Genomic DNA, 18094 nt, shown 5'->3' on the forward strand with positions numbered 1-18094 from the left:
AAAAATAACCCTTTATCTAATGAAAAACTAAATTATTTGCTTAGTTCCGCGTAATATTTATGAAATAAAGGTATTGTTGAAATTCCCATTAGGTAATTCTCAATACCATATTTTTCATTTGGCGAGTGCAGGTTGTCACTATCCAAACCGAAGCCTAGAAGTACTGTTTTTAAACCCAATACTTCCTCAAAAAGAGCAACGATTGGAATAGATCCGCCACCCCGAGTTGGGATCGGTTGAACACCAAATGTTTCATGTAGCGCTCTCTCTGCTGCTTTGTAAGCAATGCTGTCGGTCGGTGTCACGACAGGCTCACCACCATGATGGGGCTTTACTTCAACTTTCACATAATCTGGTGCAATAGATTCAAAATGTTTTTTGAAAAGCTCCGTAATACGGTGAGAGTTTTGGTTTGGTACAAGACGCATGGAGATTTTCGCATTCGCTTTTGATGGAAGTACTGTTTTGGCGCCTTCACCGATATAACCACCCCAGATACCATTTACCTCCAAGGTTGGTCGAATACCGGTGCGTTCTAATGTTGTGAAACCTTTTTCTCCCCAGATATTTTGGATACCCAGGTCTGTTTTGTATTCTTCAATGTCAAAAGGTGCTTCATTTAATGCTTTGCGTTCTTCGGCGGTCAATTCGACAACATCATCATAAAATCCAGGGATAGCGATATGATTGTTTTCGTCATGTAATGATGCAATCAGTTTTGCTAATATCGTCGCCGGATTGGCTACTGCTCCACCATATACGCCGGAATGTAAATCTCTATTAGGCCCCGTAACTTCAACTTCAACATAAGAAAGGCCGCGTAAGCCAGTTTCTAAAGAAGGTTGCTCCATGCTGATCATCGAGGTATCAGAAATAACGATAACATCTGCTTTCAGTCTCTCTGTATTTTCTTTAACAAACGTGCCCAAATTGACTGAGCCTACTTCCTCTTCACCCTCAATCATAAATTTGATGTTACATGCTAAAGCATCATTTTTAATCATGTATTCGAAGGCTTTTACATGCATATAAAACTGACCTTTATCGTCGGCAGAACCACGTGCATAAATTTTGCCATCACGGACCGTCGGTTCGAAAGGAGGGGTATCCCACAGCTCGTAAGGATCAGCAGGTTGTACATCGTAGTGACCATATGTCAACACTGTAGGAAGTGCCGGATCGATAATTTTTTCTCCATAAACGATTGGATTACCAGCGGTAGGACAGACTTCTACATTGTCCGCTCCGGCTTCACGCAATTTCTGAGCAACAAAGTCAGCAGTTTTTTCCACATCTCCTTTAAATTTAGGATCGGCACTTACTGATGGTAAACGCAATAAATCAAACAACTCATCTAAAAAACGTTGCTTGTTTGCTTCTACATATTCTTTAATGTTTTGCATATTGTTTGTGTTTGAAACAAATTTACACAAATCGACACATTTAACTCAATTTGTTGTAACCTTTTCGGGAATAGCCGTGACTAATGTAAAAACTAATTCAAATAATTATGGAAAAGCAATCAGTAGCAGCCGTTTTGGGCGTCGGATTATTTACGTGTATTACCTTGTGTGTTTATTTTATTATGCGTTATCGAAGTGCCACAGTACACCTACCTAGCGAAAGTAGGAAAAAGGAGTCTTTGGATTGGCAAAAACCCGGAATTTTGGTCCTTGGTATCGGAGTAGGTCTGTTCATTGTCGGGATTTTGGATAACTATATCAATACAGACTTGCCAGATTCACTTGCCGTAGCAATTTTGATTATTTCTGCAGGAGTTGCGATGATAATTGCTAACCGATTGGATAAAAAACGCGATATTTAACCCGCCAATGGATGAAATCTATATTCGAAAAGTTCTGTCAGGTGATGTGGAATCTTATCGTTATTTTATAAAAACGTATAAGGATATGGCATTTTCTGTCGCTCTTTCTATTGTGAAGGAAGAGCATTTGGCAGAAGATGCCGTTCAGGATGCATTTATAAAATGCTATCAATCGCTGTCTTCCTTTAAAGGGAAATCTAAATTTAGTACCTGGTTTTACCGGATTGTGGTGCATGTGGCTTTTAATGCCGTTCGACATAAGAAACTGGACCTGGTCAATTTTGATCTTTCCCACCATGACACATCGCATGAGGATTCTGTATTGGATGAAATAATCGCGCATGAAAGAAAAGAAATGATCAACGATGCACTCACTATCCTGCCCGCCCGGGAGTCTGTTGCATTACGTTTATTTTATTTAGAAGAACAGTCTATGGATGAAATCCAGGAAATTATGGGCTGGACATTGGCAAATACAAAAGTGATCTTACACCGGGCCCGTAAAAATATGCAGATCATCTTGAGTCAGTTAATTAAAAAAGCAGAGTATTATGGATAAGCAGCAGGAAAAATTCAGAAAGGTTATGCAAATGAGCAAAATAGAAATGCCATTCGACGATTTTGAACAAAGGATCATGGACAGCATCGTAGCGCTTGAGAAAGATAAAGAAAAAGCCCTGTCAAATAAAAAGTATGCGATTACATTTTTTCTCCTTGGGACTGTTTGCGGAATCCTGTTAAATAATTATCTGATGGCCAAAATTGAAGTTGCAGATATAACCACGGATCTTAAAAATTATAGTGCGATAGCTTGTCAAATATCTTTTGCCCTATTGATATGCTTCTTTTGTCTGCAGTTGTGGCGGTTGATCAATATGCAACAGAAAAGACATTATCAAGTCTAGCAAAAAATCTTTTTTTGAGTAAAGGTATAGGGCCTGAGTTTTTGTACAAAGGACTTCCTATTTCGTTCAAATAGTGGGGGCGTGGGCCAAAATTAGTTTTTTTAGAAATAAAATTAAATTTACTGTAACAAAACATTGGTTTTATCTACTAATGTTATATTGATATTAATTTACTATCCAACAATTTTATGAAAAGAGTTTTACAAATGCTCTTATTTTTCATTTTTGCTATCCCTGGTTTGGTTTCAGGTCAATCCAAGATTGCTGGGAAAATAAGTGATGTAAAGGACCAACTAAAGTTATCAGATGCAACAGTGATGCTGTTGACCGCTAAAGATTCCATATTGACGGGCTTCACCCGATCTGATGAAAATGGTCTATTTTCCTTAGCCAAGCCCGATACAGGAAATTACGTACTGATTGTGAGTTACCCCAAGTATGGTGATTTTTATACGGAGATTCAATCCGGTGTAGATTACTCCAAATTGGCTATTGGTCTAACAAATACAGCTACATTATTACAAGAAGTCATTGTTACGGGACGTATTCCCATTACAATTAAAGGTGATACCACGGAATATGACGCTGGCAGTTTTAAAGTTGAGAAAAATGCCAAGGTTGAAGACCTGTTGAAAGCCTTACCCGGAATCACTGTTGATGCATCTGGCAAGATTACCGCGCAAGGTAAAACAGTGAAAAAAGTGTTGGTAGATGGAGAAGAGTTTTTTGGTGATGATCCGACGCTGGTGACCCGAAATATCCGATCGGATATGGTCGATAAAGTTCAGGTTTACGAGAAAAAATCAGAACAGGCCGAGCGAACAGGAGTGGATGATGGTCAGCGTGAGCAAACCATCAATGTCAAACTGAAGGATGGTTCCAAAAACGGTATGTTCGGGAAAGCACTTCTTGGAGGGGGAACCGACGACTACTATATGGGTCAATTGATGTTGAACAAATTTAAGGGTTCGCAAAAAATATCAGTTTATGGGCTTTTTGGTAACAATGGTACAACCAGTATGAATTGGCAGGATGCACAAAAGTATGGTGGTGATTCAGGCGTATCCTATGGTGATGACGGATCGATGAGCTGGTCTAATTTTACAGATCCTTTTTCAGGGGAAGGGGTAGTCGGTGTACCTCGGGCCATAAATTCAGGGGTTAACTTCTCGGACAAATTTGATAAGGATAAACATACGGTCAACATAAACTATAAATATGGAAGATTGAACAGTGATGGAAATGATGAAACGATTACTAGTGGTTTAATTAACAACCGGTCATTGAAAAATGTAGATTCTGAAAATGACCAACATCGTGCTAACCTGAAATATGACCTGAAATTAGATTCGTTAAATCTACTAACCATACGAGGTGGTGCGTCAAGAAAGAATCTTTGGTCATATACCAAACGTGATGCCTATCAGTTTGCCCAAAACATGGATACAACGATTGCTGAGAGTACTCGCGAATCGGTCAAAAATAACATCAATGAGTTCAACTTGAGTACCTATTTTACGCATAAATTCAAGAAAAAAGGACGTTCTTTTACATTCGATGGTCAGTGGAAAAGAAATGAGATGAAAGGTACAGGACATTTAAATTCCGACCTGAGAAATTATAGCTTAAAAACCGATTCAACTACAGATCAAAGTAAGGTACGTAACAATACAAGTGATGTGCTAAGCGCTTCAATTTCCTATACCGAACCCCTATCCAAAATTTGGAATCTTGTTGTGGGAACTGGAATAGAACGAAGTACCAATACATCACTCGTGGAATCGTTCAATGATGATGGGCAAGGAAATTATAATCAATTGGATCGAAAGTTTAGTAATAATTATGATTTTGATAGAAATAGCAGTAGATATAAACTCGCTATTGTTCACACAACTGAAAAGTTTAAGTTTACTGTAGCCAATAATTTTAATAATGACAAACTAAAGCAGTTTAATAATTATACAAGTCAGGGGATTACAAGAAGTTATTTTACCTATAATCCAAATGTGAGTGCTGGTTATTCTTTTACGAAGACAAAAGGTTTATGGATGAACTATACAGGTAAAAATCAATTACCTTCCATGAGCCAGATCCAGCCAGTTTTGGATAATTCAGATCAGATTAATCGTTATTTAGGAAATGAAAACCTAAAACCTTCGTTTAGAAATTCATTGAATCTGAATTATAATTCGTTCCGTGTATTGACCGGAAACTATGTTTATGTCGGTGGTAATATTTCTACGGAAAAGAACCCGATTACACAGAATATTGATACACTAAAAGGAATCAATACATATACTTGGAATAACGTTGAGGGTAAGACAAATACTTCGCTGAACGTATGGTCTGGAGTTTATTTCAAGTTGAGCAAAAAACTTGGCTTGTCCAACTCGCCACAGTTTTATGTGAATATGAGTGACAACTATAACATGTTCAATCACCAATTGAATAAAGTAAATACGACGAACTTTAATTTTACGTATAATTTTAAAAGAGATACCAAGACAGGTTTAAATTTTGACCTGAACTTTAGTCCACAATATCGTTTGATGAAATCAAGTTTGGAACGCAATACCAATAGCAATGGTTTCGTATTCGCGTCCAACGGAAGTGTGGAGTATTTCTTCAACAAAACATTTAAGGTTTACACGAATTATACCTACTCCTACGAGGCGGCCACCAAAGCTTTTGATGAGAAGTTTGAGCAGTTTTTGTTGCATCCGGGTGTAAGCAAGAAATTCTTGAAAAATGAATCGTTGGTGTTGGATTTTATGATCAATGATGTTCTTAACCAAAACAAGGGCTTTAGTCGTTCGGCATCGACTTCTGTCTTTACGCAACGTCGATATGATACGATACGCAGATATTATATGCTTAAACTATCATGGGATTTTACAAAAATGTTTTTATAAAATATTAAGCGAAATACAATGTTAAAATATATCTTTTTTCTCTTCTTCTGTTGTTCAGCCTTTGGTCTTAAAGCACAGTATACGTTGTTTGGTCGATCGGGAACTATTTCCTACGATAAGACGATGTATATGAAGAATATCGTAAGTAAAAAATTCATCGCTAAAGCCGATGATAACTCAAAACAATTTTTTGAGCGTATAATACCGAGATTACCAGAAAGTGCCGTGTTAAAGAAGTCTATGAAATTTAATACCACGGAGACTTTGTTTGAGTCGGTAAAAGACGAGAGCCTGGATGCGGAGATTAAGCAGTATATTATGATGCTTGCGCTAGACTTTGATGCATCCACACTTTCAAATATGTCCAACCGATCTTTTTTGAGATACAATGATATTGTAGGTGAAAAAATTATTGTTCAGGATTCCATGAAGCGTATCAAATGGAAAATCACCGATGAATACCGTGAGATCGCTGGGTACAATTGCAGGAGAGCCAATGGTATTACACCGGATTCCATTTATGTCATTGGATATTACTGCAATGAAATTCCGATCAGTGGTGGCCCAGAGTCCATCAATGGTCTCCCCGGAATGATTTTAGGCTTGGTTGTACCTAGTCAGCACGTTTCCTATTTTGCAACAAAAGTTGAACTCAGCAACACCGTAGTGATGGACAAAAAGAAATTCGAGAATACCAAAGTCAAACGAATGACAAGAAAGGCCATGACAGATCAGATTACAAGTGTGCTGTCTCAACACATGAATAAAGAAACTGTTCAATTTATTATGGAACTTGGCAATTTATAAAGATCACAGCATGCTGTTTATACAATATGTTGCATATTTCTAACTGTTTAGATAAAAAAGCTCTTCAAAAGAAGAGCTTTTTTTATGGTTTTTAGTTTGTATTGTATTGTTAGTCAATTGTTTGTTTTATTTTTTAATACCTTTTTATTGCTTGTATTTTTTTTGGGATAAACTGAAATTAACTGAAACAAAATATTAGTTTTGTGCACGAATTTTATTATTTATATAATTATATACTATCCAAAACCATATTATGAAAAGAGTGGGGCAACTACTTTTACTTATTTTATTCTGTTTCTGCGGAATAGTTCATGCTCAATCGCGAATTGAAGGAAAAATCAGTGATGTAAAGGATCAGCTTAAGCTGCATAATGCAACCATTATGTTGTTAACTGCCAAAGATTCTATTTTGACCAATTTTACCCGTTCAGATGAACAAGGTAAGTTCTCTCTTGAGCGACCAGATACGGGACAATATTTTATCATTGTAACCTATCCGAAGTATGGTGAATATTACGCGGAGATCTTGCCAGGGCAGCATTACAATAACCTATCTATTGGAATGACCAGCAGCGCAACCTTGCTGGAGGAAGTCATTGTAATGGGACGGGTGCCCATTAGTATCAAGGGGGACACAACGGAATATGATGCTGGAAGTTTTAAAGTGGAAAAGAACGCCAAAGTTGAAGATTTGTTGAAAGTCTTACCTGGGATCACCGTCGATGCCTCTGGAAAAATTACTGCCCAAGGAAAAACAGTGAAGAAAATGCTTGTTGACGGGGAAGAGTTCTTTGGTGACGATCCCATTTTAGTAAGCCGGAATATTCGTTCTGATATGGTTGATAAAATTCAGGTTTATGAAAAGAAGTCTGATAAGGCTGAGAAAACAGGAATTGATGACGGTGAACGTACACAGACAATCAACGTGAAACTAAAAGAGGAAGCTAGACGCGGAATATTCGGAAAAGTTGATGTCGGTGGAGGTAGCGATAAATTCTACGCTGGACAGGGCTTTTTGAACTATTTTAATCAATCGTTTAAAGCTTCGGCTTATTTGATTGCAAGCAATACCGGGAAGACCGGTCTCAGCTATGATGAAGTGAATAGTATGGGGGGAGATTACGATGGCGGTGATAATTTTAATGGCGAAGGTATTCCCAAATCCTTGAATACAGGATTTTTATATTCGGATAAAACCGCTAACAAAAAACATGCTTGGCGGATCGACTATAAGCATATCCGATCTGATGTTGATCTGGATCGCAGTGTGTTTACGCGCAATGCGGCACGCGACACGATATTGACTAGCAATAGCAGCACATTGGCGTCAAATGAGAACAGAAAGCATAATATTGGTTTGAAATATGAATTTAAGGTCGATTCCATGTCGGATTTAACGGTCTGGGCAGGTGCAAACAAAAGACATGATAATAGTTCTTCAGAGACACAATCAACTACTGTAAATCAATTTGATCAAAAGATCAACAATAACATGCGGAAGTTTACGAACGATTCTAAGTCAGAACAGTATAATGCCTCAGCACTCTATGTAAGACGTTTTAAAAAGAAAGGCCGTTCGTTATCATTCAACTATTTTACATCAGGTAATAAACAGGATGGTGAGCAAGATTTGTTTTCTAAACTCAAATTTTACAAAGAAGGGAATGCTGAAAGAGATTCGACTCTCGACCAGAAGAAATTTGTGAAAAACAGCTCTTTTTCCACGGGCGGTGAATTCGCTTATTCCGAACCGATTTCAAAAAAGATGATCCTTTCTTTTGAATATGGATTGAATCTCAACAGAAATAACAACGCAGTTAGATCTTTCGATAAAAATCAGCATACCGGTACTTTTGATAGGCTAGATAGTTTGTATAGCAATGATTTCTTATATAAAACGATAAAAAACACCTATAATTTCGCAATTAATTATAAACCCCTGGAAAAGCTAGTGATCAATGTCTCGAATAAGTTCGAAAACAGTAATCTGTCACAGTTAAACCGGATGGAAAATTCGAGACTCTCACGATCTTTTTTTGTCTATAATCCGGTGGCTAATGTTAATTATGAAATACAAAAAAATAAATCGATCAATCTGGAATATCAGGGTACCAATGGTTTGCCTTCTTTGAATCAGATCCAGCCACTCCGGTCGAATTTGGACCCTTTGAATGAATATCTAGGTAATGAAAATTTGAAACCCTCCTACACCAATAATTTGAATCTAAGCTTTAGAACGTATTCCGTGTTGGAAGATAAGTTTATAGGTATATTTTTGAGTGCATCACGTACCAACAATGCTTTGGTGCAAAATACAACGATTGATTCATTGGGCAAGACGACATTTGTCTGGGGAAATTTGAATCATAACAGCAATAATCAAATTAGCATCAGGCCAATGTATTACGGCAAATTATGGAAAAAAATTCAATTGAGACATGGTGGCGGTCCATCGGTATCTTTCAGCAACAATTATAACTATGTCAATACTGTTTTGACGAATGCCAAAGTGCAGCGTTATGCGATCAATTATAGTCTACAGCGATCGACCACCAAAGGCTTGGACTTTGGTATTGAATTGTCTCCAGGATATCTTATACAAGACAATTCCATCGGTGCAATGGAAGATAGTAAGGGATTTACGTTTTCATCTGAAGGAAACCTAAAGTATTTTCTTCCGGCTAAATTTATTGTGCGGGCAGATTTTAGCTATACGTATCAGGCACCCACGGCGGTGTACAGTAAAAAATTTGAACGATTTGTGCTGAGCCCTGCATTGTCAAAAAAATTCCGAAAAGATGAAAAGCTCGAATTGACCTTTATGGTTAATGACCTCTTCAAACAGAATGTGGGTTTTGACAGAAGTCAAAATGGAACACTACTGACGGAACGCCGATACAATACAATCAGTAGATATTATATGGTTAAGCTCACTTGGGAAATAAATAAAATGCTCGTAAAATCGAAATAAAATGAAAGATATCAAAAATTTACTCGTCCTATTGCTGTTCTTTTTCTGGGGAGCTACAGCTGTTGGACAATATGCTTATTTTCCTACACAAGGAACAATTACGTATGACAAGACTGTGTTTCTTAAAAACCTCCTCAAACGCTATGCAACTTATGCAAAAGACGAGGATACACGAAACTCCATCAAAGAAATGATGGGGCAGATTCCCGAAAATCAGGTGTTGAAAAAGAAACTGACCTTCTCCAATGATGAGGTGCTCTATGAGCATATTGCTGAAGAGTATTCGGACGTTGTTAGTGGCTTGATGCGCTCTGGAATTTTTGAGTCGGGGATAAGTGGCTATCAGAATCTGAAAAGTAAAGCCTTTAATTCTGTCTTTGAGTTAGGTGGGGAAAGGGTTGTCGTGGCGGATTCGACATTGAAGATCAAGTGGAAAATTACGAATGAGTACCGTGAAATTGCAGGTTATCCCTGCCGCAGGGCCAATGGACTTGTACTGGATTCCATCTATGCCGTTGCTTTTTATACGGATCAAATCCCTGTTTCAGGAGGTCCTTCGGCCTTTAATGGATTACCGGGGATGATCCTTGGTTTGGCCGTTCCAGAACTACATTACAATATGTTTGCGACAAAGGTGGAATTGGGCGCTGTAAATCCTTCATCGGCAACATTGTTGAAAAAGAAAGATAAACCCTTGACCAGGCAGCAGGTTTATGACAAACTGAAGGCCTCTTTCGGTGATTACCTGGGTATTAAGATTTACAATTTGGTGATGGCCTGTACATTTCTGTAAAAGCCAACAAAAAAGGCCTTTCATGTGAAAGGCCCTTTTTATGTCTAACTTCGAAAAAGACTATTTTCCGTCGTTTTTCTTAGCAGTAACTTCGTTACGAAGTTCTTGTGCTAAGGTTTTGATTTCTTGTAATCCTTTACGTACACGTGTACCAGCTGCAGAATTACCATTGTTGAAGAACTTGTCTGCATCAGCTTCGATAGAAGCTACTAACTCTTTTAATTTTACGTAGTTTTCCATTTTTTTATAATTATAATTTTAGTTTTTATGGTTTTTCCTAAACACTCCTTAAATATACAAAAACGAATCAAATAGAAAATAAATTTCGTTTTTTTTTATCGAAAAAGCTTAAAAAAAACTATTCAACAATCTTAAGTTCGTCAATAATGTTAGTTGCACCTGCAAATTTATCGATGATAAATAATACATAACGGATATCAACTGAAATTGTACGTTGTAGCTTATGGTCGAAGATCACATCACCAGCCATTGCTTCAATGTTACCATCAAAAGCTAGGCCAATTAATTCACCGTTGCCATTTATCACTGGTGAACCTGAGTTTCCGCCTGTTATGTCATTGTCACTTAGGAAGTTTACTGGTAAATGTCCTTTTTTGTCCGCATAGCGGCCATAGTCCTTATTATTGTACAGATCCATCAAACGCTGTGGCAAATCAAACTCCTCGTCGCCCTTTTTGTATTTTGCAATAGTACCTTTTAACGTCGTGTAAAAGTTCTTGTCAGCATCGTTACGCGGGTCTTGTGGTAAGCCTTTGATCGAGCCGTAAGTTAAACGTAAAGTACTGTTCGCATCCGGATAGAATTTACCTTTTGGATTAGAAGCCAATACACCAGCAACATATTTGCGATAAGCACCTTCAAATTTGTCGTCTTGTGCTTTCCAGCTAGGATCTACTTGACGGTATCTGTTAAGTAGGGCCGAAGAAAGTTTATACAATGGATCATTGGCTAAGATTTCAGCGTTAGGGGTAGCCAGATAATTGTTCAAACGTTCCGCTGAAGCGAAGATGCTGTTCTTCACAGATTCTTTGACATACGCCGTAAAATCGCCATTGTTTTTAGCCGCCAATTCTGCAATATATGGTGCAATATTTCCTGCTTTTTTAGCGTAAAGATTCAATTCGTCAATCAATACCTGCTCTTCAAGCGGCATATACATTTTTTCATAACCTGCATCGATGGCCGACTTTAAACGAGGAAGAATAGCATTTCTTCTTGCTTCATCTCCAGCAGCATAAACTTCTAAACCGGATCCGATTGTATACGGTAACGCTGCCATTGCGCTAGAACGCAGCATGCCCATTAAATAATTGTCATGTCTAGCTTTCTCGTTTGTCGAAGCATAAAATTCGTTGATTGTTTTGATGACATCACCGTACTCTGCTTTGTTAGCAGCTTTATTTGCCCATTTGTCAAATTTAGCTTCGTCTTTTGCTTTCGCTTCCGCCGTTTTATGTAATGTCAAAGCGTCAATCATTCCTTGACGGTTTTTCCAGTAATTCGCTACTTGAGAGTATTTCGAAGCGTAGTTCAATTTGACTGCCTGGTCTTGGTCCATGAATTTTTTCATGGCATCCATACCTGTTTTAGAAGCTTCTACCCAAGCTGGATAAGCGAATTTAACATTTTGGTTGATGCCACCAGAAGGCATCCAACGATTGGTGCGACCTGGATATCCTAAGATCATTGCAAAATCTCCTTCTTGAACACCTTTTAAGCTGACAGGTAGGAAATGTTTTGGTTTCAAAGGAACATTATCTTGTGCATACTCTGCGGGATTCCCATTTTTATCAGCATATACGCGGAAAATCGAGAAATCTCCGGTATGACGGGGCCATTCCCAGTTATCGGTATCACCACCAAATTTACCGATGCTATTTGGAGGCGTGCCCACCAACCGAACGTCATTGTAATCTTGGTATACAAAGTAATAGTACTCATTGCCTTGATAGAACGATTTTACTTCAACCACATACTTGCCATTTTCGCTATTTTCCTTTTGGATTTTAGCAGTCTCAGCAGCAATGATCTTTTTACGTTCATCTTCAGACATTTTGTTGTTGACCAAACCTAAGATTCGTTTTGAAACATCATCCATACGCACAAAAAAGCGAACCGATAGAGACTTAGGTTTTAACTCTTCATTTTTGGATTTGGCCCAAAAACCATTTGTTAAATGATCATTTTCTGGTGTAGAAAGTTCTGCAATAGCACCATAGCCACAGTGATGGTTGGTGAATACCAATCCTTGATCAGAAACGATCTCAGCGGTACAGCCACCATTGAATTGTACGATTGCATCCTTTAAGCTCGAGTGGTTAATGCTGTAGATTTCTTCGGCACTTAAGCGAAGTCCTTTTTTCTGCATATCTGACTCATTCAGACGCTTTAGATACATTAAAAACCACATTCCCTCATCGGCAAATGCAGCAAAGCTTGTTGTGATGAACAACAAACACATCCATAATTTTTTCATATCAACCTGATAAAAAGTTTGTTTATACAGTACAAAAATGCTTTAATTCTCTTAAAAACCAAAATATTAGACTTTATAATATGCTTTTTACCAATTTTTATGTCAATTGAAAGTAAATGTGTACCGTATTGGTTGTCAAGGAAAGTCAAATGGACTCTTTTCCTTATCTTTGCAAGATGCAGCAATCATTTGAAAATTTTAAATTCAATAAACAGATCTTAAATGCGATAGCGGAGGCGGGGTATCAACAACCGACAGAGATCCAAGAAAAGGCAATTACTCCAATATTGGCCGGGCAGGATGTGATGGGAATCGCTCAGACTGGAACAGGAAAAACAGCGGCATTCGTTTTGCCGATGCTGATGAAGCTAAAATATGCTCAGGGAAATGATGCGCGTGCGTTGATTTTGACACCAACGAGAGAATTGGCCATGCAGATCGAAGAAAATATTAAACTGTTTTCTACTTATCTTGATTTGCGTTCAGTGGTACTTTATGGTGGATTAGGACCAAAAACTCAAATAGAAGCACTCGAAAAAGGAGTGGATATTATCGTTGCAACACCAGGTCGATTTTTGGACTTGTACCTGGAAGGGCACATTGTCGTCAAATCACTCAAATTTTTGGTCTTGGATGAGGCCGATAAGATGATGGATATGGGTTTTATTAGTAAGATCCATCGTGTACTTGAAATTGTGCCACGCAAACGTCAGAACTTATTGTTCTCAGCAACAATGAGTGAGCTTGTTCGCAAAATTGCAGGTGATTTCTTGGCGTTTCCAACCATTATTGAGGTATCTGAACAAGCTACACCAGCCAAGACGGTAAGTCAGGCGCTATATGTCGTTCCAAACCAAAAGACAAAATTGAATTTACTTCAACACCTCTTGAAAGATGATGAAGCGTTTAGTCGATTGATTGTTTTCTGTAAAACAAAGCAGGTAGCAGATAATGTCTTTCACTTTTTAGAACGTAAATATGGTAAAGATGAGGTTCGTGTTATTCATGCCAATAAAGGTCAGAATACACGTATCAACTCCATCAATGCGTTTAAGGAAGGGAATATTCGTATTTTGGTCGCAACGGATGTGGCGGCGCGTGGACTAGACGTTTCTAATGTAAGCCATGTGATCAACTTTGAAGTACCTATTGTGATAGAAGATTATGTACATCGCATTGGACGTACTGGGCGAGCTTTCAATGAAGGGGATGCTATCACGTTCTGTAATGAGGCCGAGAAATATTATGTTCGCAAAATCGAAAAATTGATCAAACAAAGTATCCCTGTCCATGCACTCCCAGAGGATGTCTTTATAGAGAAAACACCCTTTCATGAAAAACAGGATATTGCGCGCGAGATTGATAATCAAAAGCGAAAAGATGATCCTGATTTTCAAGGTGCTTTTCACGAGAAAAAATACGTTATCAAACAGAAAGAAGTGCGGGAGGCACAACGAGCTTCCGGATTTAAACCAAAAGCAAAAAGTAAAAGTAAGTCTGCAGGCGGAAAATCGGGAGGAACAAATCGTAATTTTAAAAAACGTTAATTTATTGTGCGCTTTACACCACTAAATATCGCTAGTGCATGCCTTGTTGCCTGGTTTGTTATGGAAAACCCCAATGACGAAAAGGCCTTATTTACTTGGGGCGCATTTATCCTATTGTTGTTGATATTGACCGTCATTGATATTGTATTTAGGGTCTTTGTAAAGCCAAATAAAAAAATGTGGTTATTACAGTTGGCATTTTTGGTCGTCGTTTGTGTCACCAGTTTAATTGTCAAAGTAACCTTTGGGTAAGAGGTAAAATTAAAAATAAAGAAGAGTTAGGTTGTGAATCGATGGCAAATATAGTTCCTGTTTCAAAAAACATAGCTCAATATAAATAGCTCAATAATATTAAAATGAAAAAAGCTGAAATAAAATTACAGGTAGAGTTAGATGAAAACAACGTACCTGAAAATATCATGTGGTCTTCTACAGATGGAAATAATGCGGAGGAATTACCTGCAAAAGCGATGTTTTTAGCCCTATGGGATTCACATTATAAAAATTCAATGCGTATCGACCTTTGGACTAAAGATATGCCCTACGATGAGATGAAACGTTTTTTCTATGAAACGCTACAAACATTGGGCGACTCTTTTATCCGTTCTTCAGGCGGTGATCCGATGGCGGAAAAAGTTATTGGCGACTTGCGTGATTACTGTGCGCATTTTGCAGATAAAATGGAAGTTTTAATGCCACAACAATAGTTTTAACGCTTAACAGAAATTTGACCATGCAATACTTCTTAGTAAAATCTGAACCATTTAAATATAGCTGGGAACAATTTAATAAAGATGGCCGTACATTTTGGGATGGCGTTCGTAATTATCAAGCTAGGAATAATATCAAAGCTATGAAAGAAGGGGATCTGGTCCTGTTCTACCATAGCAATGAAGGAAAAGAAGTTGTGGGGGTGGCGAAAGTCGTCAAGGAATTTTATCAAGATCCGACAACAGATGATGAGCGTTGGGTCGTTGTGGATCTGGCACCTGTTGAGACGCTGAAGAAATCCGTTACGTTGGAAGCCATTAAGGCTGATGAGCAGTTGCAGGATATTGCTTTGGTCAGACAAGGACGTTTGTCTGTCATGCCGCTGAAGCCAGAAGAATTTGATCGGATTTTAGCGCTTGGCAACGCGTAAGCTATCTTAACTAAATCAACCCAGTATATGGGGATATAAATCAAAAAGGGAAAACGATCGTTTTCCCTTTTTGATTATTTACACGGTATGCAAGTCATGAACATCAAGTATTAGTTCTTTTGGCTAAAAAGACTGACCAGCGCTTTTAATTTTTTTGCATTTTCAGGCTTTAATTTCCCTGCGAGAATAAGACGCAGTTCTCTTCGTTGTAGTGCATCTTCGTATGCTTTGTGTTCTGACTCTGTTTCCGGAATTAATACAGGCACAGCTTTAGGGTTGTTATCCGCATCAACAGCAACAAAGGTATAATACGCTTCGTTGGTTTTTACACGGGTGCCTTCCGGTAAATTAGAAGCGAAAATTTCCATGCGTACTTCCAAAGAACTATTAAACGCACGTGTTACTTGAGCTTGTATCGTGACGACCTCACCCAGTTTAATGGAGCGCTTAAAAGATACATTATCAACAGATACTGTGACGACGACATTGCTACAGTGTTTTTGAGCAGCAATAGCCGAACAGATATCCATCCAATACAATAAACGGCCACCCATCAAATTTCCAAATGTATTGGTATCGTTGGGTAATACCAATTCGTTCATCTCTGTGTATGACTCTCGCGCAAATTTCTCTATCATATCATTTTTTGTCATTATCGTCCAAACGTTTTGAATTGATGATCTATGATTGCCAAAGCATCCGTAAATGACGTCGGCACATAACCCAATTCCGCGTTAGATCTAGTCAGATCAAAGCCTGTCTGCCGTGGCCTGTTTTCTGCCTGTCCAATGCTGGCAGCGCTGATCTCCGAAATCAATCCTTTGTCTAGTTGCCAGAAGTCTGCAATTTTGTAGACAGCCTCATTGATTGACATAAGCTCTGCTCCTGAAATATGAAATATTCCCTGTGCTTCTCGGTCAATAGCGAGTTGGCAAGCATAAGCTAAATCATCCACAAAGGTAGGCATTCTCCATTGGTCATTGACTACTTTTATAGGTTCATTTTGTGACAACTTACTTTTGGCCCATAATACGAGATTCGAACGATTGGGGTCAGCATTGATTCCATAGACTAATATTGTGCGAAGGATAGCATAATGACAGCCCGATTGTGCAAGCACTTGTTCGGAAGCATATTTACTTTTCCCATATTCACTTTGTGGATTGGGAAGATCTGTTTCATTATAAGGGGCATTTTTTTTGCCATCAAATACAAAGTCCGTAGATAAGTGGACCAATTGGGTCTGATGTGTAGTACAATAGGAGGCAAGATAGGCCACAAGATCGACGTTAAGCGATTGACATGCGGCTTGATCTGCTTCACAAGCTTCCACACTTGTCATGGCTGCTGTATGTACAATTGCATCAAAAGTTTTTGCAGCTAAAAAATCTGTCAGTTTTTCCCGATCCGATAGGTCTACTTGATAGAAAGTATAATTCACTTGATTCGGGTTGCGATTTGGACCCTTTGAAATGGCAACAACATCATATTGGTCATTTTTTGCAAGTAAATCAACGACTTTTTGGCCGAGGAATCCATTGGATCCTGTCACTAGTATTTTTTTCATCAATAATAATTAAATGATATCCAAGCACCCGTTTATAAAGACTCGTTTGCAGGGACTTAAGTGCGCTGTTTAGTTTATTCGTGTATGTCTACAAACTCGTTGACTAATCTCTGTTATAGCATCTGAGCATATAAAAAGCTAGATTATCACTTGCTGTTAAAGACAAATCCGCTTTTTTTGTTTTAGTTGGTCCATATAAAGTCCATTTTACTGGATTGTTTCATGATATTTTCAACCACTGTTTTTTCTAGATCTAAAATGGATTTTAAAGCATTGTAATCAATTTTATCGGCATCATCGGTCGGCATATGGTAGTCTGGGTGTCCACCAGTATGGAAAAACAACACCGGTATATTCTTTTTGTAGAATGAAGTTTGGTCAGATCCGCCATTACCATCCTTACTAAGATTAAATTTTATAGGGGCCTGAACATCTTTGAATATAGCCGGCCATTGACTACTTGTTCCATAGCCGATTACAGCAAGGCCATTGCTGGGATTATAACGGCCAATCATATCCATATTCAGCATGGCTGTGATTTTCTCCAATGGGAGCGTAGGGTGTTCCGTAAAATATTTGGAACCTATTAATCCCAATTCTTCTGCCCCGAAAGCGATAAATAATAGGTTGTAAGGTTCTTTTTCCTTGTTGCTGCTAAAGTAACGTGCGAGCTCCAATAAACCAGCAGTACCAGAGGCATTATCGTCGGCTCCGTTATGGATTTTGCCTACTCCTAAAGAATCCTTTGAGCTTCCTTGACGACCTGTTCCCAGATGATCGTAATGTGCGCCTATAACAACTGTTAAGTCGGCACCATTGTCAAGAAATCCAATGATATTATCTGCATTTCGAATGCTGTCTGCAACTTTTACCTTCCAGACTTTGGCTTTGAAGGATTGGCGGTAGCCTTTTTCACCTTTAGGCTCAAGTTTGTATTTTTTGAATTCCTTTTCAATATAATCTGCAGCTTTAAAGACTTCCTTACTGCCCGTTCCTCGTCCTTGCATTTTGTCGTCAGCGAGGTAATAAATATGTTTCTTTAAGTTGGAAACTTCGATCTGCTGCGCCTGTGCTATTTGGATTCCTAGTAGGCAGCAAAGTGTCAGAAGTAGACTAATGTTTTTCATGC

General features: G+C 38.3%; 17 protein-coding genes. 11 read left to right on the plus strand and 6 right to left on the minus strand.

What is annotated here, in order from left to right:
* Positions 1-32 precede the first annotated feature (32 nt).
* On the minus strand, positions 33-1403 hold the full coding sequence (locus BGP15_RS22800) for a dipeptidase (RefSeq protein ID WP_112373775.1): 1371 nt from the start codon (positions 1401-1403) through the stop codon (positions 33-35).
* A gap of 107 nt (positions 1404-1510) precedes the next feature.
* Here BGP15_RS22800 and BGP15_RS22805 point away from each other — a divergent pair, with 107 nt between their 5' ends.
* The 7 genes from BGP15_RS22805 to BGP15_RS22835 all read left to right on the plus strand — a co-directional run bounded on the left by BGP15_RS22805 (position 1511) and on the right by BGP15_RS22835 (position 10213).
* Positions 1511-1825, plus strand: coding sequence for a hypothetical protein (locus BGP15_RS22805; protein ID WP_139144912.1), 315 nt, complete (start codon positions 1511-1513; stop codon positions 1823-1825).
* Positions 1826-1832: 7 nt separating this feature from the next.
* A complete protein-coding gene (locus tag BGP15_RS22810) occupies positions 1833-2384 on the plus strand; it encodes an RNA polymerase sigma factor (protein ID WP_070562291.1) in 552 nt (183 codons plus the stop codon).
* The gene (locus BGP15_RS22815) at positions 2377-2730 is read left to right on the plus strand and encodes a hypothetical protein (RefSeq protein ID WP_286770810.1); all 354 of its coding nucleotides are present in this window, start codon (positions 2377-2379) and stop codon (positions 2728-2730) included. The genes BGP15_RS22810 and BGP15_RS22815 overlap by 8 nt, the downstream gene beginning before the upstream one ends.
* A 188-nt stretch (positions 2731-2918) precedes the next feature.
* On the plus strand, positions 2919-5642 hold the full coding sequence (locus BGP15_RS22820; RefSeq protein ID WP_286770811.1) for an outer membrane beta-barrel protein: 2724 nt from the start codon (positions 2919-2921) through the stop codon (positions 5640-5642).
* A gap of 18 nt (positions 5643-5660) precedes the next feature.
* A complete protein-coding gene (locus tag BGP15_RS22825) occupies positions 5661-6449 on the plus strand; it encodes a GLPGLI family protein (protein WP_070562299.1) in 789 nt (262 codons plus the stop codon).
* 253 nt (positions 6450-6702) lie between these two features.
* Positions 6703-9420 (plus strand): outer membrane beta-barrel protein, encoded by a 2718-nt coding sequence (locus tag BGP15_RS22830; protein WP_286770812.1) that lies wholly within the window; start codon positions 6703-6705, stop codon positions 9418-9420.
* Position 9421: 1 nt separating this feature from the next.
* Positions 9422-10213, plus strand: a complete 792-nt coding sequence (locus tag BGP15_RS22835) for a GLPGLI family protein (protein WP_286770813.1) — start codon at positions 9422-9424, stop codon at positions 10211-10213.
* Between the two features lie 60 nt (positions 10214-10273).
* Here the strand turns inward: BGP15_RS22835 and BGP15_RS22840 are convergent, their stop codons facing one another.
* Together BGP15_RS22840 and BGP15_RS22845 are read right to left on the minus strand one after the other, a co-directional pair.
* Positions 10274-10453, minus strand: coding sequence for a BF3379 family histone-like protein (locus BGP15_RS22840; protein WP_070562307.1), 180 nt, complete (start codon positions 10451-10453; stop codon positions 10274-10276).
* 118 nt (positions 10454-10571) lie between these two features.
* Positions 10572-12710: a S46 family peptidase gene (locus tag BGP15_RS22845; RefSeq protein ID WP_046674056.1), complete on the minus strand. Its 2139-nt coding sequence runs from the start codon at positions 12708-12710 to the stop codon at positions 10572-10574.
* A gap of 176 nt (positions 12711-12886) precedes the next feature.
* Between BGP15_RS22845 and BGP15_RS22850 the strand changes: the two genes are divergently transcribed.
* The 4 genes from BGP15_RS22850 to BGP15_RS22865 all read left to right on the plus strand — a co-directional run bounded on the left by BGP15_RS22850 (position 12887) and on the right by BGP15_RS22865 (position 15398).
* Positions 12887-14257: a DEAD/DEAH box helicase gene (locus BGP15_RS22850; protein ID WP_286770814.1), complete on the plus strand. Its 1371-nt coding sequence runs from the start codon at positions 12887-12889 to the stop codon at positions 14255-14257.
* 6 nt (positions 14258-14263) lie between these two features.
* Positions 14264-14509: a hypothetical protein gene (locus tag BGP15_RS22855; protein ID WP_075991115.1), complete on the plus strand. Its 246-nt coding sequence runs from the start codon at positions 14264-14266 to the stop codon at positions 14507-14509.
* A gap of 104 nt (positions 14510-14613) precedes the next feature.
* Positions 14614-14964 carry a gliding motility protein GldC gene (gene gldC, locus BGP15_RS22860; protein WP_088160288.1) on the plus strand — a complete coding sequence of 117 codons (351 nt, stop codon included), beginning with the start codon at positions 14614-14616 and terminating at the stop codon, positions 14962-14964.
* Positions 14965-14990: 26 nt separating this feature from the next.
* Positions 14991-15398 (plus strand): EVE domain-containing protein, encoded by a 408-nt coding sequence (locus tag BGP15_RS22865; protein ID WP_286770815.1) that lies wholly within the window; start codon positions 14991-14993, stop codon positions 15396-15398.
* 110 nt (positions 15399-15508) lie between these two features.
* Here BGP15_RS22865 and BGP15_RS22870 read toward each other — a convergent pair whose 3' ends face one another.
* From BGP15_RS22870 to BGP15_RS22880, 3 genes are all read right to left on the minus strand, one after another.
* Positions 15509-16036 carry an acyl-CoA thioesterase gene (locus BGP15_RS22870; protein WP_120261652.1) on the minus strand — a complete coding sequence of 176 codons (528 nt, stop codon included), beginning with the start codon at positions 16034-16036 and terminating at the stop codon, positions 15509-15511.
* A gap of 14 nt (positions 16037-16050) precedes the next feature.
* On the minus strand, positions 16051-16965 hold the full coding sequence (locus tag BGP15_RS22875; protein ID WP_286770816.1) for an SDR family oxidoreductase: 915 nt from the start codon (positions 16963-16965) through the stop codon (positions 16051-16053).
* 182 nt (positions 16966-17147) lie between these two features.
* Positions 17148-18092 carry a M20/M25/M40 family metallo-hydrolase gene (locus BGP15_RS22880; RefSeq protein WP_286770817.1) on the minus strand — a complete coding sequence of 315 codons (945 nt, stop codon included), beginning with the start codon at positions 18090-18092 and terminating at the stop codon, positions 17148-17150.
* Positions 18093-18094: the final 2 nt, after the last annotated feature.

The sequence above is a fragment of the Sphingobacterium sp. 40-24 genome (genome assembly GCF_001899705.1).
Classification (GTDB): domain Bacteria; phylum Bacteroidota; class Bacteroidia; order Sphingobacteriales; family Sphingobacteriaceae; genus Sphingobacterium; species Sphingobacterium multivorum.

Excerpts from the sequence above, each read along its gene's own strand:
- BGP15_RS22815 (WP_286770810.1), top strand. The coding sequence starts at position 2,377 with ATGGATAAGCAGCAGGAAAAATTCAGAAAGGTTATGCAAATGAGCAAA.
- BGP15_RS22805 (WP_139144912.1), top strand. The coding sequence starts at position 1,511 with ATGGAAAAGCAATCAGTAGCAGCCGTTTTGGGCGTCGGATTATTTACG.
- gldC (WP_088160288.1), top strand. The coding sequence starts at position 14,614 with ATGAAAAAAGCTGAAATAAAATTACAGGTAGAGTTAGATGAAAACAAC.
- BGP15_RS22825 (WP_070562299.1), top strand. The coding sequence starts at position 5,661 with ATGTTAAAATATATCTTTTTTCTCTTCTTCTGTTGTTCAGCCTTTGGT.
- BGP15_RS22870 (WP_120261652.1), bottom strand. The coding sequence starts at position 16,036 with ATGATAGAGAAATTTGCGCGAGAGTCATACACAGAGATGAACGAATTG.
- BGP15_RS22840 (WP_070562307.1), bottom strand. The coding sequence starts at position 10,453 with ATGGAAAACTACGTAAAATTAAAAGAGTTAGTAGCTTCTATCGAAGCT.
- BGP15_RS22800 (WP_112373775.1), bottom strand. The coding sequence starts at position 1,403 with ATGCAAAACATTAAAGAATATGTAGAAGCAAACAAGCAACGTTTTTTA.
- BGP15_RS22820 (WP_286770811.1), top strand. The coding sequence starts at position 2,919 with ATGAAAAGAGTTTTACAAATGCTCTTATTTTTCATTTTTGCTATCCCT.
- BGP15_RS22835 (WP_286770813.1), top strand. The coding sequence starts at position 9,422 with ATGAAAGATATCAAAAATTTACTCGTCCTATTGCTGTTCTTTTTCTGG.
- BGP15_RS22810 (WP_070562291.1), top strand. The coding sequence starts at position 1,833 with ATGGATGAAATCTATATTCGAAAAGTTCTGTCAGGTGATGTGGAATCT.
- BGP15_RS22845 (WP_046674056.1), bottom strand. The coding sequence starts at position 12,710 with ATGAAAAAATTATGGATGTGTTTGTTGTTCATCACAACAAGCTTTGCT.
- BGP15_RS22830 (WP_286770812.1), top strand. The coding sequence starts at position 6,703 with ATGAAAAGAGTGGGGCAACTACTTTTACTTATTTTATTCTGTTTCTGC.
- BGP15_RS22880 (WP_286770817.1), bottom strand. The coding sequence starts at position 18,092 with ATGAAAAACATTAGTCTACTTCTGACACTTTGCTGCCTACTAGGAATC.
- BGP15_RS22875 (WP_286770816.1), bottom strand. The coding sequence starts at position 16,965 with ATGAAAAAAATACTAGTGACAGGATCCAATGGATTCCTCGGCCAAAAA.
- BGP15_RS22850 (WP_286770814.1), top strand. The coding sequence starts at position 12,887 with ATGCAGCAATCATTTGAAAATTTTAAATTCAATAAACAGATCTTAAAT.
- BGP15_RS22865 (WP_286770815.1), top strand. The coding sequence starts at position 14,991 with ATGCAATACTTCTTAGTAAAATCTGAACCATTTAAATATAGCTGGGAA.